The sequence below is a fragment of the Lysobacterales bacterium genome (genome assembly GCA_016721845.1).
In the GTDB taxonomy this organism is placed as follows: domain Bacteria; phylum Pseudomonadota; class Gammaproteobacteria; order Xanthomonadales; family Ahniellaceae; genus JADKHK01.
Genome location: JADKHK010000003.1, coordinates 367,607 through 386,214, shown reverse-complemented (window position 1 = coordinate 386,214; position 18,608 = coordinate 367,607). Strand labels below are relative to the sequence as shown.

Below are 18,608 nucleotides of genomic sequence, written 5' to 3'. Positions count from 1 at the left end.
ACCTAGCGCCGTTTCTTCTCGCGCAGCGTGCTGATCAGGTCCGGCGTCTGCCAGTAGTAGCGCAGCGCGTGCATCGCGGCCCGCGGCGAACCGAGTCCGGAGGCGACCGCACGCACGGCCGGATCAAGACCGAGCGTCTTGGCCTCTCGATCGATCAGGGCCGTGAAGCTCGCTTCGACTTCGCCGAGCTCCCGTTCCAGCGCATCGGTACGCGCCAGGTGATAGGCCCCGGGGCGCCCTTCCCAATTCACGATCGCGGCATAGAGCGCGTCCATGTGCTCGCGCAGACGTTCCTCGCCGGTGATGGCGCCGCCTTCCTTGGTCGCGACGATCTGTCGGCGCACGTCCTCGATGCGATTGACCAAGGTCGCGAGCTTGACCTTGGTCCGGTCGCCATCGGGCAGCGCGGCTGCTTTCGCCTTCGCCTGTTCGCGCAGCCCGACGATGCGATCGGACAGGTCGGCCATGCGCTCGAACAGGCCGTGCACGCGCATCGCAGCATCGAATTGCGCCTTGCGCTCGTCGAGCGTGTAGGTTGCGCGCGGGTCCATGCCGATCTCGAGTGGCGCTTCATGGACCTGACCGTTCTTGGTCAGTCGCACCGTGTAGCGGCCGGGCAATACACGCGGCCCGTAGGTCGCGGCGCCGGCCAGCGTCGCGCCCTGCGGCGTGCGGGGCGGCTTGACCGTCATCGCCCACTCGACGCGGTTGATGCCGCGGCGTTTTGACGCCGGCAAGGTGTCGACGACCTTGCCGGCAGCGTCGAGGATCTCGAGCGTGAGCTTGCCGAACAGGTGCCGCGTCTTCTGGTGATAGGTGATGACGGCACCGCCCGGCGCATTGGCGCCGACGAAGACTGCATCGCCACGCGACCAGCCGCCATAGCCCTGCAGCCGCTGCTGCTGCGGTCGGTCCGGCAGCAAGGTCAGCTCGGCATCGAGCGCAGCCGCATCGAGATGACGCAGGGGCGTGATGTCGTCGATGATCCAGAGGCCGCGGCCATGGGTGGCGAGCACGAGATCATGGTCGCGCGGCTGGATCGCGAGATCGCGGACCGCGACCGACGGGAACTTGCCGCCCTTGAACGCGGCCCAGTGTGCGCCGCCATCGATCGAGACCCACAGACCGAATTCGGTGCCGAGGAAGAGCAGGTCGCGATCGACCACGTCTTCCTTGATCACGTGTGCATAGCCGCGCACGCCTTGGGCCTTGTCGGCGATGCGGGTCCAGCTGCGCCCGAAATCGCGGGTCACGTAGACATGCGGGTCCATGTCGCCAAAGGTGTGGCGGTCAAACGCCGCGTAGGCGGTGGCGGCATCGAAGCGGCTGGCTTCGACCCAACTCACCCACGAGGCCTTCGGCAGGCCGCGGATATTGCCGACCGTGTTGTTCCAGGTCTTGCCGCCGTCGCGAGTGAGCTGCACGTTGCCGTCGTCGGTGCCGACCCAGATCACGCCGCCATCCTGGGGCGAGGCGCTGATCGAGTAGATCGTCGTGTGCATCTCGGCAGCCGAGTTGTCGACGGTGATACCGCCGGACTTCTCCTGCTGCTGCTTGGCCGGATCGTTGCTGGTCAGGTCCGGCGAGATGCGTTCCCAGCTCTGGCCCTGGTCGCGCGAGCGGTGCAGGAATTGCGAGCCGAGGTAAATGGTGCCGCGCTCGGTCGGGCTCAGGTGGATCGGCGCATTCCAGTTGAAGCGCAGCTTTTCCTTGTAGTTCGCTTTCGGCTGGATGTCTCGCTGCTGCAGGGTGTGGCGGTTCGCACGGACGATGCTGCCGCCCTGCGATTCGAAGTAGACGTAGTCCTTCGGTGCAATCGGATCGGGGAACATCCAGAAGCCGTCGCCGCCAGCGAACGGTTCCCATTGCGCATTGGTGATGCCGCCGGGATAACTCGACGGCGCGATCCAGCTGGTGTTGTCCTGCAGACCGCCATAGACCTCATACGGATCCTGGTCGTCCACGGCGACGTGATAGAACTGCGAGATCGGCAGGTTCTCGTTCTTGTGCCAGAGCGAGCCGCCGTTGGTGCTGGTCCACAGGCCGCCGTCGTCGCCGCCGACCAGATGCTTCGGACGGGCCGGGTCGATCCACAGGTCATGCCAGTCGCCATGCGCGCCGCCACCGGCGCCGGAAAAACTCTTGCCGCCGTCTTCCGACGCGATCAGGCCGAGGTTGGTCTTGAACACGCGGTCCGGATTGGTCGGGTCGACGATCAGGTTCGAGAAATAGAACGGCCGCCACACCATCATCTGGCTGCGATCGCGTTCTTCCCAGGTGGCGCCCCCGTCGTTCGATCGGAACAGTGCGCTGCGCGTGCCTTCGACCACTGCGTAAACGATCTTCGGATCGCTCGGCGCGATCGCGATGCCGATGCGACCATAGGGTTTCGCCGGGAAACCCGGGTTCGCGGCCGGCGTGTACTCGGTCCAGTGCGCGCCGCCGTCCTGGCTGCGGAACAGGCCACTGCCGCTGGCCGCGGTCTCGCTCCCGCCACCGGACCGGAAGGTCCAGCCCTGACGGCGGAAGTCCCACATCGCGGCGAGCACGCCGTCCGGATTCTGCGGATCGAGTTCGAGATCGGAACAACCGGTCGAGCGATTCGGACCGGCCAGCACCTTGGTCCAGGTCCGGCCGGCATCACGGGTCTTGAACAGGCCGCGCTCGTCGGAATCGCTCCAGAGCTTGCCGGGTGCGCAGACCCAGGCGATGTTGCCGTCCTTCGGATGCACGACGATCTTGGCGATGCGCTCGCTCTCGGGCAGGCCGAGGTGCGACCAGGTCTCGCCCCCGTCCGTGGAGCGATAGACCCCGTTGCCGACCGAGACCGAATTGCGCGTCCAGCTCTCGCCGGTGCCGACCCAGACGTTTTTCGGATTTGAGGGATCGAGCGCGATCGCGCCGATCGATTGCACCGGCTGGTCGTCGAACTTCGGCGCGAAGGTGGTGCCGCCATCCAGCGACTTCCAGACGCCGCCGCTCGCCGCGCCGACGTAAATCACCGTCTTGCCGTCCTCGTTGTAGGCGGCGATCGCGCTGACGCGCCCGCTCATTGCCGACGAGCCGATGTTGCGAATGCCGAGACCGGAAATGGTCGCGTGATCGAATGCGGCGGCCTCGGAGGCAGTCGTGATCGCCATGGCCGCGAACACGATCGGGCCGACCGCGCGCTGGATCGATCGGGATGCGGGCGTCATGGCGTCGCTCCTTGCGGGAATGCGAACAGGGTATCGGCGAGTTCCGCATTGGCCTCGACGCGGGCATAAGTGACGGTGGATTTCTGGGCCGAGCCCTTGGCACCGGTCGCCACCGAGAACGGCAGGTAGACGCCGTTCACGCGCTCGTAGTCGCCGAGGTCGGTTTCGCCTTCGAAGGCGCTGCCGCGATACCAGCTCTTGCTGACGATGCGGATCTCGAGGAAGAAGTCCGGGTCGAAGTAGTACACGGCTTCGTTGCCGGTGGCATAGGTGATGCGCAGCTTGTGCGCCTCGGTGCCGTCGATGTCTTCGGTGCCGAGGTACTCGACCTTGTGTCCCTTCGCCGCGTAATCGACCAGCGGCCCTTCGATGTCGGCCTCGACACTCAGGTCCTTGATGTCGTCGGCGGACAACTTCTGCGGGTCCTTGCGACCGCCGAACGGCGAGATCGACCAGGCGTCATGGCCATCGAATGCGCGCACCTGGGTCATGCCCTGGATCGAGAATTCGCTGCGCACCTTGCCGGGTCGCTTGTATTCCGAAATGTCCGCTTCGAAGCCGCCGGCCTGCAGCCGGCCGCTCAGCGTGAGCGCATGGATCGCGCGGATCGCATCGCGCCCGCCGCGGGCCTCGATGTTCTTCGCGATCAACTCGTCGGCCGTCATCGCCGACGCCCACCACGGCAGGACCAGCAACAGTCCGCCCAGACTCGACCACTTGCGCATATGCCTCTCCCATCACCGAGACGCCGAGACTAGGCGCCCGCTCGGCGCGCGACAACGCCGGAAGTCATGCCTGTGACGAAACGTGGTGCGAGCGAGTCGTGTTATCCGCCGCGCGCCGCCATCTTGCGTGCGAACTTCATCAATTCGCGGAAGTAGAACTCCGGGAGCCAGCGCTTGAGGCGCCAGCGCGTACGCTCCGGTCCGGTCGGGATGATCATGAAGTCGCCGCGTTGCTGGGCCTTGAACACGTAATCGGCGATGTCGTCGGCCGACTCCTTCGCGTTGTCCATGAGTTTCGCGGCGACGCCGGCGAACTGCGCGTTCGGACCACGCGCCGTTTCCAGCAGGTTGGTCTTGAAGAAACTCGGGCAGATCACCGAGACCCTCACGCCGAAGGGTTCCATCTCCGCGCGCAAGGCCTCGGACAACGCGATCACGCCGGCCTTGGCGACGCCGTAGCTGGCGATCCCGGGTGCGCCCGCGATCCCGGCAAACGACGCGGTGCTGAGCACGTGGCCGCGGCGCTGCTTCTGGAACATCGGTGCGAACGCCTTCATGCCTCGGACCACGCCGAACAGGTCGATGTTGGTGACCCAGCGCCAGTCGTCGAGCGAACTGTCGGCGATCGAACCGGCGCTGGCGACGCCGGCGTTGTTGATCAGCACGTCGAAACCATCCCAGTGTGCCCGCACTGCGTCCCGCATGGCCTCGACCGAGGCATCGTCACCGACGTCGACGCGCACCGCGACGTGCGACCCGCCGTGGGCGGCCAGTTCCGCCACCACCGTCTCGGCCCGCTCGGGCAGCAGCTCGGCGACGGCAATGTCGTAGCCGGCGCGCGCATAGCGATGCGCCAGTGCTCGGCCAAGGCCACTGCCGGCGCCGGTGATCAAGGCTCGGGGTCGGGACATCGCGGTGCTCCGTGGCTAAAACACCGAGCCTAGCAGCGCCGACCATACGCTTTCGGCGCATCCCCCGGGCGCGCCTACAATCGAGGTCTCCATCGCCCGCGAGCCCGCCATGACCGATCCCCTGTTCGACCTCACCGGCAAGACCGCCCTGATCACCGGCGCCAGTCGCGGCATCGGCGAGGCCAGCGCCCACCTGTTCGCACGTCACGGCGCGCACGTCATCGTGTCGAGCCGCAAGCTCGATGCCTGCGAGGAGGTCGTCGCGGCGATCCGCAAGGCCGGCGGCGTGGCCAGCGCGATCGAGGCGCACATCGGCGATGTCGCCTCGATGGACCGGCTGTTCCAGAAGGTCCAGGACCGCGGCTTCGGCCTCGATGTCCTGGTCAACAACGCCGCCGCGAATCCCTACTTCGGGCCGATGATCGACATGGGCCTCGACGCCTTCGAGAAGACCGCATCGGTGAATCTGCGCGGCTATTTCTACTGCTCGCAGCAGGGCGCCAAGCTGATGCGCGAGCGCGGCGGCGGTTGCATCATCAACGTCGCCTCGGTGAACGCGCGCCGGGCCGCGGCCGGTCAGGGCGTGTATTCGGCGACCAAGGCCGCGATCGTGTCGCTGACCGAAGGATTCGCGAAGGAACTGGCGCCGCTGAAGATCCGCGTCAACGCGGTGTTGCCGGGACTCACCGACACCAAGTTCGCGTCGGCGCTGACCCAGAACGCGCAGATCATGAACCTGCTGCTGCGCCAGATCCCGCTCGGTCGCGCCGCCGAACCGGCCGAAATCGCACCGATGCTGCTGTTCCTGGCCTCGCCCGCAGCGAGCTACATCACCGGGGCCAGTTTCCCGGTCGATGGGGGATATCTGGCCTAGGCGCGTCGAGACGCGCTGACTGGACGGGCTTGCGCAACCGCTGCAAGCATGTCCGCCGCCGCCACAGCGACTGCAGATGCCCGGAACCGATGACTCGCCCATCGCTGCGCTTGATCCCACGCCGTCGCGATTGCGCGTCAGTGCCGGCTTCGTGGTCGGCTTGAGCGTATCGCTGGTCCTGCATGGGGTGCTGCTCGGTCTGTTGCTGATGCGTCAGGGTGCGGCCGGCACGCAGTCGAACGCCCCGGCGTCGCCGCTGCTGATCGATTGGCAGGCGGCAGTGCCGCAGCGTCCCGTGCCGGCACCCCCACGGACGGCCCCGGCAAGAACGCCGACGCCGACGATGCGCGAATCGGCCAGTGCTGCACCGCGCAGTCTCGTCGCGGCACCGGCGCCCCATCGGGATGCGGCGGACGAGCGTTCTGCCGTGAATACCCTGCCGATGCCTCCGACGACGGTCGAGACGGGTGCGCGCGATGACGCGACCACCGCCGCGCCGCCGCAGCCGGCGTCCGCCGTGTCGGGCGACGACCCCTATCTGTGGGACGTGCTGGCCCACTTGCGTCGCTTCCAGCACTACCCGGAGCGCGCCCGTCAGCAGGGCGTCGAGGGCACGGTGTGGTTGCGCGCACGCGTGTCGCGGCAGGGCGAGGTCCTGCGCTCGGAAATCGAGCGCAGTTCCGGTCACGCCCAGCTCGATGCCGCGGCGACACGGCTGATCGCGCAGGCATCGCCGCTGCCTCCACCGCCTGCCGGCGCGTTCGCAATCACCGACCTCAGCTTGCCGGTGGAATACCGGTTGCGTCGCGAATGAGCGCCTGGACTGCGGTATTCGCCGCCCACGCGACCGAACTTCGCGCGGTGCTGGCGCGCGTGCTGGGCGATGTCGCCTTGGCCGAAGACTGTGTCCAGGACACCGCGATGCGCCTGCTCGACGCACCTTTCGCCGGCGTCCGTGATCCCAAGGCCTTCCTGTTCCAGGTCGGCTACAACCTCGCCCGCGACGCCTTGCGCCGGCGCAACGTGCGCGGTCCGGCGATCGAGGATGCCGAAGCGGTGATCGACGCGACGACCTCGGACGAGGCCGGGCCGGAGACGCATCTGCTGGTGCGCGAACAACTCGCGACCGTGAGTCGGGCGCTGGCGCAGCTGCCCGAGCAACGCCGCCGCGTCTTGTGGCTGGTGCGGGTCGAAGGACTGAGCCTCAAGGAAACGGCGGCGGCGCTCGGCATCACCGCGAAGACGGTCGAGAACCACATGACCCAGGCCTTGCGACAGCTGACGGCGCTGCTGCCGGGAGGCAGCCGATGATGGTCCGACCGATCGCCGGCGTCGACTCTGGGGGAGACGTGCCGTGCGCGCGTCTGTTGTGCATGAGGAGTGACCAGTGAACGAACTGCTGCACGAACAGGCGGTGCAATGGCTGATCGAGGTGCGCGACGCACCCGCAGATGCGGCCGTGCAGCGGGCGTTCGATGCCTGGCTGGCGCTCGACGAAACCCATCGCTTGGCCTACCTCGACGCCTTGATCACATTCAATGCCGCCGCCGAACCGAGCGAACCCGTGGCGGTGGCCGTGTCGCCCGGGTTCGTGCGTCGGCATCCGGTCTGGCTGGGCGCAGGTTTCGCCGCAGTCGCCGTGTTCGCGCTGCTGTTCGGTCCGCGCTGGTCGGAGCAGCTGCGCGCCGACGCCGCCAGCGCGCCGGGCGTCGCGCGTGAACTCGTGCTCGACGACGGCACGCAATTGCGGCTGGCGCCGGATTCGCTGGTGGCGATCGATTTCGATGCGACCGGGCGCAAGATCGAATTGCTGCGCGGTGCCGTGATCGTGGACGTGGCCGCCGATCCACGTCCGCTGACGCTGCGGCATCGCGATGCGAGCGTGCGCGACATCGGCACCCGCTTCGAAGTCCAGACGGCGCCCGACGTGCTGCGCGTCAGCGTTGCCAGCGGCTTGGTCGAGGTGACGCGGGCGGGTCACGCGGCATTGCAGGTCGCGGCGGGCGAGCAGGTCGAGTGGCGCGGTGCGGCGATCGCGCAGCGCGCCTGGCAGGAACGTCGCGACGTGGCCGGCCTGCTGGTGCTGGATCACGCACCGGCCGCATTGGCATTGTCGCAATGGGCGGCCTTCGAGGGTCGGCGCGTGCAATGGATCGGTGCCGCGCCGGGCCATGCCGGACTCGATGCCGCGCTGCCGATGCGCACGCCCGAGGAACGACAGGCGGCACTGGCGACCTTGGCGCGCGAATTCGCTGTCGACGTGCTGTTCGACGGGCCCGGTATCGTGATTCTGCGCGCGTTGCCTTAACCCGCTAGGGTGCGTGCTGCATTCCTTGCGGAAGGACGCCGATCGATGCAGGCAAGAGGTTGGGGAGCGAGTTTGCTCGGGTTGCTGGCCGTCGCGCCGACACAGGCCTGCGTGCCGACGCGTCCGCTCGCCGAGCCCTTGCCGGTGTCGGACTTGCTGGGGGCCACGCGGGCGCTTGCCGCGGCGAGTGGTTGCCGCATCCTGCTGGCGCCAGGTCTGGCGGCGCAACGCACGACCACGGTGATCCCGGCCGACATGACGGTCGCCGATGCGCTCGATCGGCTCTCGGCGCAACTGGACCTCAACTGGATGCAACAGGCCGGTGACATCACCGTTGTCGCGGCGGTGGATGCCGATGCCGCGAATCAGCGCGCCGCGGCACTCACCATCGAAGCGGCGACCGATCCGGCGGCGTTGCCGTCGCCGGTCGAACAGTCGCGCACGCCCGGTGAGCGAAGCCCCGCCGTTGCACGCACCACGCTCGGCGATGCGCGTTTCGATGACGACGCCTTGCATGACTACACGACCGCAGTGGCACGTGCGCCCGGCGTCTACGGCATGGCTTCCAGCGACGTCATCCGTGGTGTCGGCGCATCACGCTTGTCGCCCAGTCAGCGCGCCAGTCTGCTGACCATCGACGGCATTCCGCTGCCGGCCGAAGCCTGGCTGTTCAATCGTCCCGGCCTCGGTCTGGTGCGCTCACTCGACATCACCCGCAGCGGCACCGGGCTGGCCAGCGCTTACGGCGCCGGCGCCGGCGACTTGGCGATGGCGACACGCGCGCCGGCTGCCGATACCCAAGTCGGCCTCGGTCTGTCCTATGCGCCCGCCTTGGCCCCGCAACTCAGTGCCACCGCGACCGGTGCCGCGGGTATTCCGGGGCTGCGCACGGCGCTTGGATTCAGCCGCCAGATCGGTGACGAATCGATCGATGGCGAGGCCCAGCCGGACGTGTTCCGGCAACATCAGTACGCCGCACGACTGGCTTGGCAAAGTCCCGAGCGTGCGCATCTGCTGCAAGCCAGCGCCCTCGATTTCCAGCGGGCCGATCTCGGCGGCGCCGAAACGCCTTGCGGTGGTGGACAACCGCATTGCGTGATCGGCGCCGAGATCGCGTTGCGCGGTGCGGCGGCGAGTTGGCAATGGCAGGCGGGCGAGCATTGGCGCGCAGTCGCGCTGGCGGGCAGCTCCGATACGCGGGCCGCGGTCACGCGTTACGATCTCGGCGTGCTCAGTCCGGCGCAACCGGCCTACATCCACATGCACCACGCCGAGGCCCGCGTCGAGCTTGCGCCCGGACCGCGCGCCACGTTCAGCGTCGGGCTGATGCAGGCGCGCCGCGACTACCGCATTCATGGCCAGCGCCGCTTCGTCATCAATGGCGCCAGTGCCAGCACGCTGGGCATGGTGCCGGCTGGCCCGGGCGCCGGCAGTCTGAGCTATGCGAACTCGGAAACGGCGCGCACCGACCTGCCGCAGGCCCATGTCGAGTGGCAGTACGACGATGGCGAGCACTGGGACGGACACGTCGGCTTGCGCAGCGTCGACACCGATTCGGCCTCGCGCATCGACGTGCGCGATATCGTCGCCAGCAACTGCGCGATCGCACCCGGACGCCATCCCGGTCTGGCGACTTGCGCGCAAGCCCTGGAGGCACTGGTCAGTGCACGCAACGACCGCATCCGCCACGGCGACACGCTGTGGTTGCCGAGTGCCGCCCTGCGTTGGCGAGACCGCGACGGCCAGTGGCTGGCCTTGCAATGGCGCGACGGCTTTCTCGGTTCGGACGTGAATTCGCTGGCGCTCAGCCCGGATTCGGCCCTGGAACGGCTGCGCAGCAGCGAGATCGCGTGGCTGCGACCGCTCGGCGCATCGCTCCAACTCGAAGTGCGCCTCTACCACCACGACTGGCGCGATCGCGTCGCGAACCTCACCGGCAGCGTCGACGACGCCCTGCGCTTCGACAGCGAGATTCTCGGCAGCGAACTGCAATTGAACGCCCAGCCGCACGCGCGCGGCGAATGGTGGCTGCAGGCCGGCTGGATGCACACGCATTCGAACCTCGCGCCATTGCCGCGCGACGACGCGGCGGTGCGCGGCGCACCCGCCTGGACCCTGGGTGTCGGCGGGCGCTGGCGCTATGCCAATGGCCTCTACGTCGGCGCTCATTTCAGCCATGCCGCATCGACCTGGATCGTCAACGACAATGCCTCGCTCGAACGCCTGGATGCCCGCGATCTGCTCGACCTGCGCGTCGGCTTCCGGCGCGGGCGCGTCGACCTGTCGGCCTGGGGCACCAATCTGCTCGACGATCGCTATGTCGCCGACAGTTATGGCCGCAGCATTGAGCTCACGCCCTATCACGCCTATGACCGCATCGTCGGCATCGATGCGCGCATCGACTTCTGAACCTTAGAACAATTCGCCCTGCGGCGAGGCCAGCCGCGGCGCGCGGAATTGCGAGGTGTCGAGCGCGACCTCTTCGTTGCGACCGATGTAACCGAGTCGCTGAACCGCGACGCGGAAGCGGCGCCGGATCAGCTCCGCGAACACGCCTTCGCCGCGCATCCGGGTCTTGAAGTCGGCGACATAGTCGCGGCCGCCGCGCATTTGCTGCACCAGGCTCATCACGTGCGCGGCCCGGTCCGGGTAATGCACCGCCAGCCACTCCCGGAACAGGTCCTTCAACTCGTGCGGCAGGCGCACGATGGTGTAACTCGCGCTGCGCGCGCCGGCCTCGCGTGCCGCTTCCAGCACCGCTTCAAGATCGCGGTCGTTGATCATCGGAATGATCGGTGCGACGAACACGCCGACCGGGATGCCGGCTTCGTGCAGGCGCCGAATCGCCGCGATGCGCCGGTGCGGCGCGCTCGCCCGCGGTTCCATCTTCGATGACAGCATGTTGTCCATCGAGGTGACCGACAGGAACACGTGGACGAGCTGTTTCTCCGCCATCGGCGCGAGCAGATCCAGATCGCGCTCGACCATCGCGTTCTTGGTGATGATGGTCAGCGGATGCGCACACTCGGACAGCACCTCGATGATGCCGCGCGTGAGTCGCTGCTCGCGCTCGATCGGCTGGTACGGATCGGTGTTCGCGCCGAGGTTGATCGTCGAACAGACATAGCCCGGTCGCGCGAGCTCGATGCGCAGTTGCTCGGCGGCATTGGTCTTCGCGGTCAGCCTTGTCTCGAAGTCGAGCCCGGCGGAAAGATTCAGGTAGCTGTGCGTCGGTCGCGCATAGCAATAAAAACACCCGTGCTCGCAGCCCCGGAACATGTTGATCGACTGCGTGAACGGGATGTCCGGCGAGTCGTTGCGGCTGATGATGCTGCGTGCGCGCTCGTGGGTCACGGTGGTCGCGGGCCGGGTGGTCGCGCCCAGATCGGCTTCGGGAAACCAGCCGTCGTCTTCGCGTTCGACCCGCGTGGCCTCGAACCGTCCCTCGCGATTCGTCGCCGCCCCGCGACCCTTGATGCGCGCCAGCGCCGGCTTGATCGGGTCATCGCTCATCGCGACTCCGTGCAGCCCTCGATGGCGTCCGCACGCAACAGGACCCAGTCGCGGCGATTGCTCGAACCGAGCGCGATGCGCCGCGTTGCGTCGACGCAGTCGGGCAGGCTCGTGGCTTCGGCGAACAACGCACGTTGCGCCGGTGCGACGCGCAGCCACGCGCTCGCCGCGGCAAACTGTTCCGTGGCGGGGCGCTTGAAACCGAACTCGGCCACCGGACCGATGGCCTGCAGCAGGTTCTGCTCGCGCCAGCCGACCAATCCGAGCGTGACTTCGGGCCCGGCGACATCGCGGGCATGCTGCATGATCGCGCGACCGGAACTGTGTGCGTCCAGCAGCGGATAGGCGACCGTGCCGATTCCGATCCACAGCGCCGTCATCAGCGCAAAGCAGGCGCGCAGTGCGTGGCGCGTGCGCCCGATGGCGGTGGCCGCGACTCCCACGGCGCCGACGCTCGCCAACATCCACCACAGCGCATCGCTCGCGCCGGTCAGGCCGCGTGCCGCTTCCTGCTTCGCTTCGAAGGCCGGTTCGCCGAGCGCGGCCATCAGGCCGCCGATCAGCAAGGGCAGGGACAGTGCCAGAACGAAGCCGAACACGAGGCCTCGGAAACCCTTGCGGCGGTTCGCGAAGACGAGGCCGGGCGCGAGCGCGACGCAGAGCATCGGCAGGATCGGCAGGATGTACATGTCGCGCTTGCCCGGCGACAGCGAAAAGAACAGCAGCACCAGGGTCGACCACGCCAGCGGGATGAACACGCGCGCATCGCGCCGAGCACGCAGTTGTCGCCATGCAAACGCCAGCGCCCATGGCCAGGCGAGCACGAACGGCAGCCAGGTCGTCAGCATCACTTCGCCTAAATACCACCACGGCTGGAAATGATGGTCGGGATTCGCATAGCGGCGCGCGGTCTGGCCGAGCAGGATCTCGCGGACGTAGGCGGACAGCTCGGGGTCGTCGCGCGTCACCGTCGTGATCAACAAGGGACCGAGCCAGAGCGATGCGGCGGCGAGGAAGGCGAGCAGGCCCCAGATCCAGTCGAACGATCGCGGGGCGGAGCCCGCTCCCACGGGCGGCATGTACCAATGCTGAGGGAGATTCTTTTGTGGGAGCGGGCTCCGTCCCGCGATCCTTTTCGCCACCGCAATCACCGGCAACATCAGCAGGGCCAGTGCACCGACGCCCTTGCTGATCGTGCCGATCGCGGCCATGAACCAGCCGGCGGCATGGGTAGCACGCGATGGCGCAAGCAGCGCATGGGTCATGAATGCGTGCGTTGCCGCGGTCATCGCGAAGACCAGGAACGGATCGATTTGCGCGCGCTTGGCCTGATAGGTGAACTGGAACGCGAACAGCAGCATCAGCGCTGCCAGACGTGCCGCGCGGCGACCCCACAACTTCAGCGCGAGATCGAAAGTGAGAGCGATCGTGCCGAGACTCGCCAGCAGCGAGGGCAGCAGGAACGCGCTGCGCCATTCGCCGGTGAGCGCATGCGCCGACGCGAGCAGCCACATGAACAGCGGCGGCTTGTCGGGATAGATCTCGGCGCCGCGGTGCGGCACGAGATACTGGCCGCTGTCGACCATCTGCTTCGCGACCAGCACGAAGCGCGGTTCGTCCGCCGGCCACGGGTCGCGCAGGCCGATGCCGATGCCGAGCACCAGCAAGGCCAGGGCCAGCACGAACCAGAAATCGCGGCTGCGCAAGGTCATGCCGGCGCGCGCGTGATCGGCAGGATCAGCACGAAGCGCGCGCCTCCCGCTTCGGCATTCTCGGCACGAATCTGGCCGCCGTGTTCTTCGGCGATCTTCTGCACCATCGCCAGGCCGAGCCCGCCGCCCTTGGGCTTGGTGCTCATGTACGGTTCGAACCAGCGGCCGTCGAACTGCGCCGGCAGGCCCGGACCGTGGTCGCGCAACACCAGTTCGAGTTGATCGCCTTGCTGCGACAATTGCGCTTCCACGGCAACGCCCTGTCCACCTGCCTCGACCGCGTTGGTCAGCAGGTTCACCAGCAATTGCCGCAGGCGCTCGCGGTCGCCACGCAGCGACGGCAAGGGTGATGCGATGGCACGGGAGATGCGGCATTGGCCGCTGGACTCGTACAGATCGAGCACTTCGTCGAACAAGGCGTCGAGCGCCAATGGCCGCAGGTCGATCCGTGCCGGCTTGGCATAGTCGCCGAACGCATTGACCAGGCCCTTCAGGGCCTCCACTTGCGCGACGATGGTCTGGGTGGCGCGGTCGAGCACTTGTGCGTCGGCCGGATCGAGCTTGCCCTTGAAGCGATGCTGCATGCGCTCGGCCGCAAGCTGGATCGGCGTCAGCGGATTCTTGATCTCGTGGGCGAGTCGACGCGCGACCTCGCTCCAGGCCGCTTCGCGCTGCGCCTGTGCGATGACGGTCATGTCATCGATGATGACGACGTAACGCGACGCATCACCGGACAGCTGTACGGCACGCATCAGCAATGCGCGTGGCGGATCGCCCGGCAGCACGAGTTCATCGCGCCATTCGCTGCGTGCATCGAGGCCGTGGCCGCGAATGGTCGATAGCACCTGCATTGCTGCGGTCGATGCCTCAGCCGCGCGATCGAGTGGCTGATCGATCAGTGCAGCCAGTGGACAGTCCAGCAGCTGGGCTGCGGCTGCATTCGCGGTCAGGACACGCTCGCGATCGACGCTGACCACGCCGGCGGACAGCCGCGACAGCACCGTCGCGAGATGCGCACGCGCCTGTTCGGTCTCGCCGCGACTGGCCTGTTCGCGTGCAGCGAGTTCGGCGAGGTCGCGGCTCATGCGATTGAACGCGGCCGTGAGTGCGCCAAGCTCGTCCTGCGACTGCACCTCGATCTGCGCACCGAAGCGGCCTTCACCGATTTCCGCCGTGGCGGCGGCCATGCGAGCGATCGGCAAGGTCAGGCGGCGCGTGGCGGCCAGGGCCGCAAGCAGGGTGGCGAGCAGGGCGAGCAGGGTGACGAAGCCGAGGATCAGGACGAAGCTGGTCTTCAAGGCGCCGCGCTGGAAGCGCAGCTGGGCGTAGTCGATGCTGCTGCGTTCGAGCAGGGCGAGTTGCGGCGCCAGCTCCGGCGGCAGCGGCTGGATCCACTGCAGCAAGTGATCGCGGCCGAGTGCGTCGGTGGCAGTGGTCAGCGCCCGCACGACCAGGGTGTCGCCGATGGTCAGCGTCTGCGCGACACGGCCGGACTCGCCGACTTGCAGGCGCAGGGCTTCATCGGGCGCCGGCGGCTGCGTGATCGCGGTGGTGCTGTAGGCCAGCGCTTCGAGGTTGCCGTTGCTGTCGTAGCTGGCGAGGTGCGCCACCAGCGTGTTGTCGGCTTCCAGCGTCAGGTCGAGCTGCGCTTGCAGGTCGGCGAGGGGATCGCTGGTGATGCGCGTCGACAAGGCCTCGACGTCGGCCAGCGTGTTGCGTTGTTCGCGCGCCAGCACTTGCTCGCCGAGCGCGCGCGCGGCTTCGTGCGCAGCCTCCAGATCGACGCGGAACCAGGAGTCGATGCCGGCATCGAGAAAACGCATCGCGAATGCAGCGACCAGCAGGGCGGCCGGCACCGCGATCAGGCCCAGCAGGGCAGCCAGACGCGCATTCAGGCGTGCGCCGGGTCGTCCTTCGGCGCGTTCGCGCCACAAGCGCAGCAGTTCGCGCGCGATGCTCGCGAGCAGGACCAGGACGGCCACCGCCGCAATGCCGAACAGCCAGCCATAGGCGGCGCCAAGCCGGCTTTCGGCGCTTTCGGCATCGGCGGCGAGCCAGAGTGCAGCGACCAGCAGCACCAGTGCCGCAATCGTCGGCAACGACCAGAGCCAGCGACCCCGCATCAGCGACCCCAGTCCCGCGACGGGGTCGCGAGCTGCCATTCGCGATCGATCAGGGCCGGCAGGCGCAACGGCGCCGGCAGGGCACTGCTTACCAGGGCGACGCGCACCGATCCGCTGCTCGCGCTGAAACCGGTGATGACGATGCGGTCCAGCGCCGCGATCAGCCGCGCCCGGCTCGCGAACACGCGTGGCGCCGCATCGTTCGGCAGTCGCAGTTCGTATTGCCGAGGCAAAGGTCGATAACGCAGATCGACGAATGCGTCGGCCGCGCCGTCGATCTGCACCGCCAGGCGCAGCGGGATACCGTGATCGAGCGCCTGCAGCTGGTTGTCGGTGAAGCGCAGGTCGAGATCGAGTACAAGCCCGTCGCCCTCGCGCGCCGCACTGCGGATCGTCGATCCCTGCGGGTCGTGGCAGGCCGCGAGCAGCAGGCTAAGCGCGAGCGGCCAGTACCGCGTAATAGAAACCGTCGAAGCCGTCGTCGCCCGCGAGGTTCTGGCGACCGTGCGCCTGGGCGCGGCCGAACCAGGACGGGACGACGGCGAGCGCTTGGGCGTCGCGACGACGTTCCAGAAAGGCTGCGACTTGGCCGTCGTTTTCATCCGCGAGCACCGAACAGGTCGCATAGACTAGCCGTCCGCCCGGGGCCAGCAAAGGCCAGAGCGCATCGAGCAGCTCGGCCTGCGTCTTCCGCAAGGCAGCGATGTCGGAATCACGGCGCAACAGGCGGATATCGGGATGGCGGCGAATCACGCCGGTGCCCGAACAGGGCGCGTCGAGCAGGATGCGATCGAAACGGCGACGACTGATCGCGGTGTGCTGGCGCAGGTCGGCGGCGAACAATTCGGCCTCGATCTGCAGGCGCGCCAAGCCCGAACGAGTGCGCTCGATGCGTGCCGCATCGATGTCGACGCCGACCAGGCTGGCCAAGTCGGATTCACGCTCGGCCATGTGCGCCAGCTTGCCGCCCGGCGCGCAACAGGCATCGAGCACATGCTGGCCGGGTTTGAGATCCAGCAACTCGACCGCGAGTTGCGCAGCGCCGTCCTGCACCGAGAACTCGCCCCCGGCAAACCCGTGCAATTGGGTGACGTCGAGGCCGTGGTCGACGCGCAAGGCGTCCGGCAAGTGTGGGTGCGCGGCCGCCTCGATGCCATGGGCAGCAAGCAGGGACAGCAGTTCGTCGCGCTGGCGCCGGCGTCGATTCACGCGCAGCCAGGTCGGCGCCGCTGCATTGTTCGAAGTGAAGAGCGAGCGGGCGGCCGCGCCCCAATCGTGCTCGAAGCGGCGAATCATCCACGCCGGATGGTTGTGCGCGATCTCGGGCGAATTCGGCAGTGCCGCGACCAAGGCCTCGCGCTCGCGCTGGAAGCGGCGCAGCACCGCGTTGACGAGGCCGGCGAGATTGGTTTCACCGAGTGCGCGCGCCGCAGTCACGCTGGCATCGACCACTGCATACGCGGCGTCGATGCCAAGCTCGAGTTGCGCGAGTCCGTTGATCAACAGCGCCTCGACCGCGTCGTGCCGTTTCGGCAGCGGCTTCGCAAGCAAGGCGCGCAGCAGCGCCTCGTAGCGAAAGATGCCGCGCAGGCTGGCATAGAGGATCGCGCGCAGCTGGGCGCGGTCGCGGGCATCGTCGATGTGGGTGTCGGCCTCGGCCAGCAGGTCGGTCAACGAAGCGCCGCCACGACGCAGATGGGCCAGCGTCTGCGCGGCCACGGCGCGAATCGGCAGGATCGGCTTCATGCGCGGCGCAGATCGCTGCGCGCGTTCAAGTATTCGTGCGCGGCGACTGGCCGGCCGCCGTCGCGCTGCACGCGCGTGAGGCGCAACACGCCATCGCCGGTCGCGACATCGATGCCGGCGCGCTCTGCGCGTGCACGATCTCGCCGGGCACATGATGGGTGTTCACCGGCAATGCTTCGGCCGCATGCACCCGCAAGCGTTCGCCGCCGAGCGTCAATTCCGCGACTGGCCAGGGCGTGAATGCACGGACCCGGCGTTCGAGTTCGACGGCCGGCCGTTCGAGATCCAGCACGGCCTCGCGCTTGTCGAGCTTGTGGGCGTATTCGACGCCCTGTTCCGCCTGCGCCGTCGGAACCGGCAGCGTGCCGTTCGCGAGCCGAGCAAGGCCGTCGCCCACCAGTTCGGCGCCCAGCGCCGAGAGCTTGTCGTGCAAGCTGCCGCCGGTGTCGTCCGGCGCGATCGGCAATGCGCGGCGCAAATACACCGGTCCGGTGTCGAGACCTTTTTCCATGCGCATCAGGCAGACGCCGGTCTCGGCATCACCCGCGGCGATCGCGCGCTGGATCGGCGCGGCGCCACGCCAGCGCGGCAGCAGCGATGCATGCACGTTCCAGCAGCCGTGCACGGGCAAGTCGAGCACCTTCTGCGACAGGATCAATCCGTAGGCGACGACGATCATCAGGTCCGGGCGATAGGCTGCGAGACGCTGGCGGCTGTCGATCGACTTGAAGTTCTCCGGTTGTTCGACCGGCACGCCAGCGGCAAGCGCACGTTGCTTGACCGGACTCGCGCTGAGCGCGCGGCCACGCCCGGCGGGTCGGTCCGGTTGCGTGTAGACAGCGACCACGTCGTGGCCGCTGGCGAGCGCAGCCTCCAGGCAGGGCACGGCGAATTCCGGCGTGCCTGCGAAGACGATGCGCATCAGATCGAATGCTCGCGATCCGGCGCGTCGCGCTTGTCGCGCGCCTGCTTCGCGAGTTTCTTGCGCACCTGATCGCGTTTCAGCGGCGACAGGTAATCGACGAAGACCTTGCCGGCGAGGTGGTCCATCTCGTGCTGGATGCAGACCGCGAGCAGGCCGTCGGCCTCGATCGCATAGGCCTCACCCTTGCGGTTAAGTGCTTCGACCCGGACGTTGTTGGCGCGCGTCACGTCGGCGTAGATGCCGGGCACCGACAGGCAGCCTTCCTGGTAAACCTGTTCGCCGTCGCGTTGCGTGATCTTCGGATTGATCAGCACGATCGGTTGGTCCTTGCCCTCGGAGACATCGATCACGATCAGCTGCTTGTGGAAGTCGACCTGGGTAGCGGCCAGGCCGATGCCGGGCGCCGCGTACATGGTCTCGAACATGTCGTCGATCATCGTCTGCAATGCTGCATCGACGGTTTCGATCGGCGTCGCGACGGTGCGCAGACGCGCATCGGGGAATTCAAGGATGTTGAGCTTGCTCATGGGGATCTCCTGCGCCTACGGCATGGAGGCGGGAGTGCCTCGATCAA

Annotated in this window: 14 protein-coding genes and 1 pseudogene; 5 read left to right on the top strand and 10 right to left on the bottom strand. The window is 67.8% G+C overall.

Going from position 1 to position 18,608, the window contains the following annotated elements; genetic code table 11:
* Positions 1-2: 2 nt before the first annotated feature.
* The 3 genes from IPP28_01975 to IPP28_01965 form a co-directional block, all read right to left on the bottom strand.
* Complete coding sequence (locus IPP28_01975) at positions 3-3,140, bottom strand: sialidase (protein ID MBL0039822.1); 3,138 nt, start codon at positions 3,138-3,140, stop codon at positions 3-5.
* Between the two features lie 53 nt (positions 3,141-3,193).
* Positions 3,194-3,922: a hypothetical protein gene (locus IPP28_01970; GenBank protein MBL0039821.1), complete on the bottom strand. Its 729-nt coding sequence runs from the start codon at positions 3,920-3,922 to the stop codon at positions 3,194-3,196.
* A gap of 101 nt (positions 3,923-4,023) precedes the next feature.
* The gene (locus IPP28_01965; GenBank protein MBL0039820.1) at positions 4,024-4,833 is read right to left on the bottom strand and encodes an SDR family oxidoreductase; all 810 of its coding nucleotides are present in this window, start codon (positions 4,831-4,833) and stop codon (positions 4,024-4,026) included.
* A gap of 109 nt (positions 4,834-4,942) precedes the next feature.
* On the opposite strand from IPP28_01965, the gene IPP28_01960 reads away from it, so the two are divergent.
* The 5 genes from IPP28_01960 (at position 4,943) to IPP28_01940 (ending at position 10,424) form a co-directional block, all read left to right on the top strand.
* Positions 4,943-5,707 carry a glucose 1-dehydrogenase gene (locus tag IPP28_01960; protein MBL0039819.1) on the top strand — a complete coding sequence of 255 codons (765 nt, stop codon included), beginning with the start codon at positions 4,943-4,945 and terminating at the stop codon, positions 5,705-5,707.
* Positions 5,708-5,783: 76 nt separating this feature from the next.
* Positions 5,784-6,521, top strand: coding sequence for a TonB family protein (locus tag IPP28_01955; protein ID MBL0039818.1), 738 nt, complete (start codon positions 5,784-5,786; stop codon positions 6,519-6,521).
* On the top strand, positions 6,518-7,018 hold the full coding sequence (locus IPP28_01950) for an RNA polymerase sigma factor (GenBank protein ID MBL0039817.1): 501 nt from the start codon (positions 6,518-6,520) through the stop codon (positions 7,016-7,018). The genes IPP28_01955 and IPP28_01950 overlap by 4 nt, the downstream gene beginning before the upstream one ends.
* A 76-nt stretch (positions 7,019-7,094) precedes the next feature.
* Positions 7,095-8,015, top strand: coding sequence for a FecR domain-containing protein (locus IPP28_01945; protein MBL0039816.1), 921 nt, complete (start codon positions 7,095-7,097; stop codon positions 8,013-8,015).
* A gap of 45 nt (positions 8,016-8,060) precedes the next feature.
* Positions 8,061-10,424, top strand: a complete 2,364-nt coding sequence (locus tag IPP28_01940) for a TonB-dependent receptor (protein ID MBL0039815.1) — start codon at positions 8,061-8,063, stop codon at positions 10,422-10,424.
* A gap of 3 nt (positions 10,425-10,427) precedes the next feature.
* On the opposite strand, the gene IPP28_01935 is transcribed toward IPP28_01940, so the two are convergent.
* From IPP28_01935 to IPP28_01905, 7 genes and pseudogenes are all read right to left on the bottom strand, one after another.
* Positions 10,428-11,528, bottom strand: a complete 1,101-nt coding sequence (locus IPP28_01935) for a PA0069 family radical SAM protein (GenBank protein MBL0039814.1) — start codon at positions 11,526-11,528, stop codon at positions 10,428-10,430.
* Entirely contained in the window at positions 11,525-13,240 is a 1,716-nt protein-coding gene (locus IPP28_01930) for a glycosyltransferase family 39 protein (protein ID MBL0039813.1), read from the bottom strand. Before IPP28_01930 ends, IPP28_01935 begins: the two co-directional genes overlap by 4 nt.
* Positions 13,237-15,363, bottom strand: a complete 2,127-nt coding sequence (locus tag IPP28_01925; GenBank protein ID MBL0039812.1) for a HAMP domain-containing protein — start codon at positions 15,361-15,363, stop codon at positions 13,237-13,239. Before IPP28_01925 ends, IPP28_01930 begins: the two co-directional genes overlap by 4 nt.
* Positions 15,363-15,647 carry a DUF4390 domain-containing protein gene (locus IPP28_01920; GenBank protein ID MBL0039811.1) on the bottom strand — a complete coding sequence of 95 codons (285 nt, stop codon included), beginning with the start codon at positions 15,645-15,647 and terminating at the stop codon, positions 15,363-15,365. Before IPP28_01920 ends, IPP28_01925 begins: the two co-directional genes overlap by 1 nt.
* A gap of 148 nt (positions 15,648-15,795) precedes the next feature.
* Positions 15,796-17,109 carry a 16S rRNA (cytosine(967)-C(5))-methyltransferase RsmB gene (gene rsmB / locus IPP28_01915; protein ID MBL0039810.1) on the bottom strand — a complete coding sequence of 438 codons (1,314 nt, stop codon included), beginning with the start codon at positions 17,107-17,109 and terminating at the stop codon, positions 15,796-15,798.
* Positions 17,106-18,031 (bottom strand): annotated as a pseudogene (locus IPP28_01910) (methionyl-tRNA formyltransferase). The gene rsmB and the pseudogene IPP28_01910 overlap by 4 nt, the downstream one beginning before the upstream one ends.
* Complete coding sequence (locus IPP28_01905; GenBank protein MBL0039809.1) at positions 18,031-18,561, bottom strand: peptide deformylase; 531 nt, start codon at positions 18,559-18,561, stop codon at positions 18,031-18,033. Before IPP28_01905 ends, IPP28_01910 begins: the two are co-directional and overlap by 1 nt.
* Between the last annotated feature and the right edge of the window lie 47 nt (positions 18,562-18,608).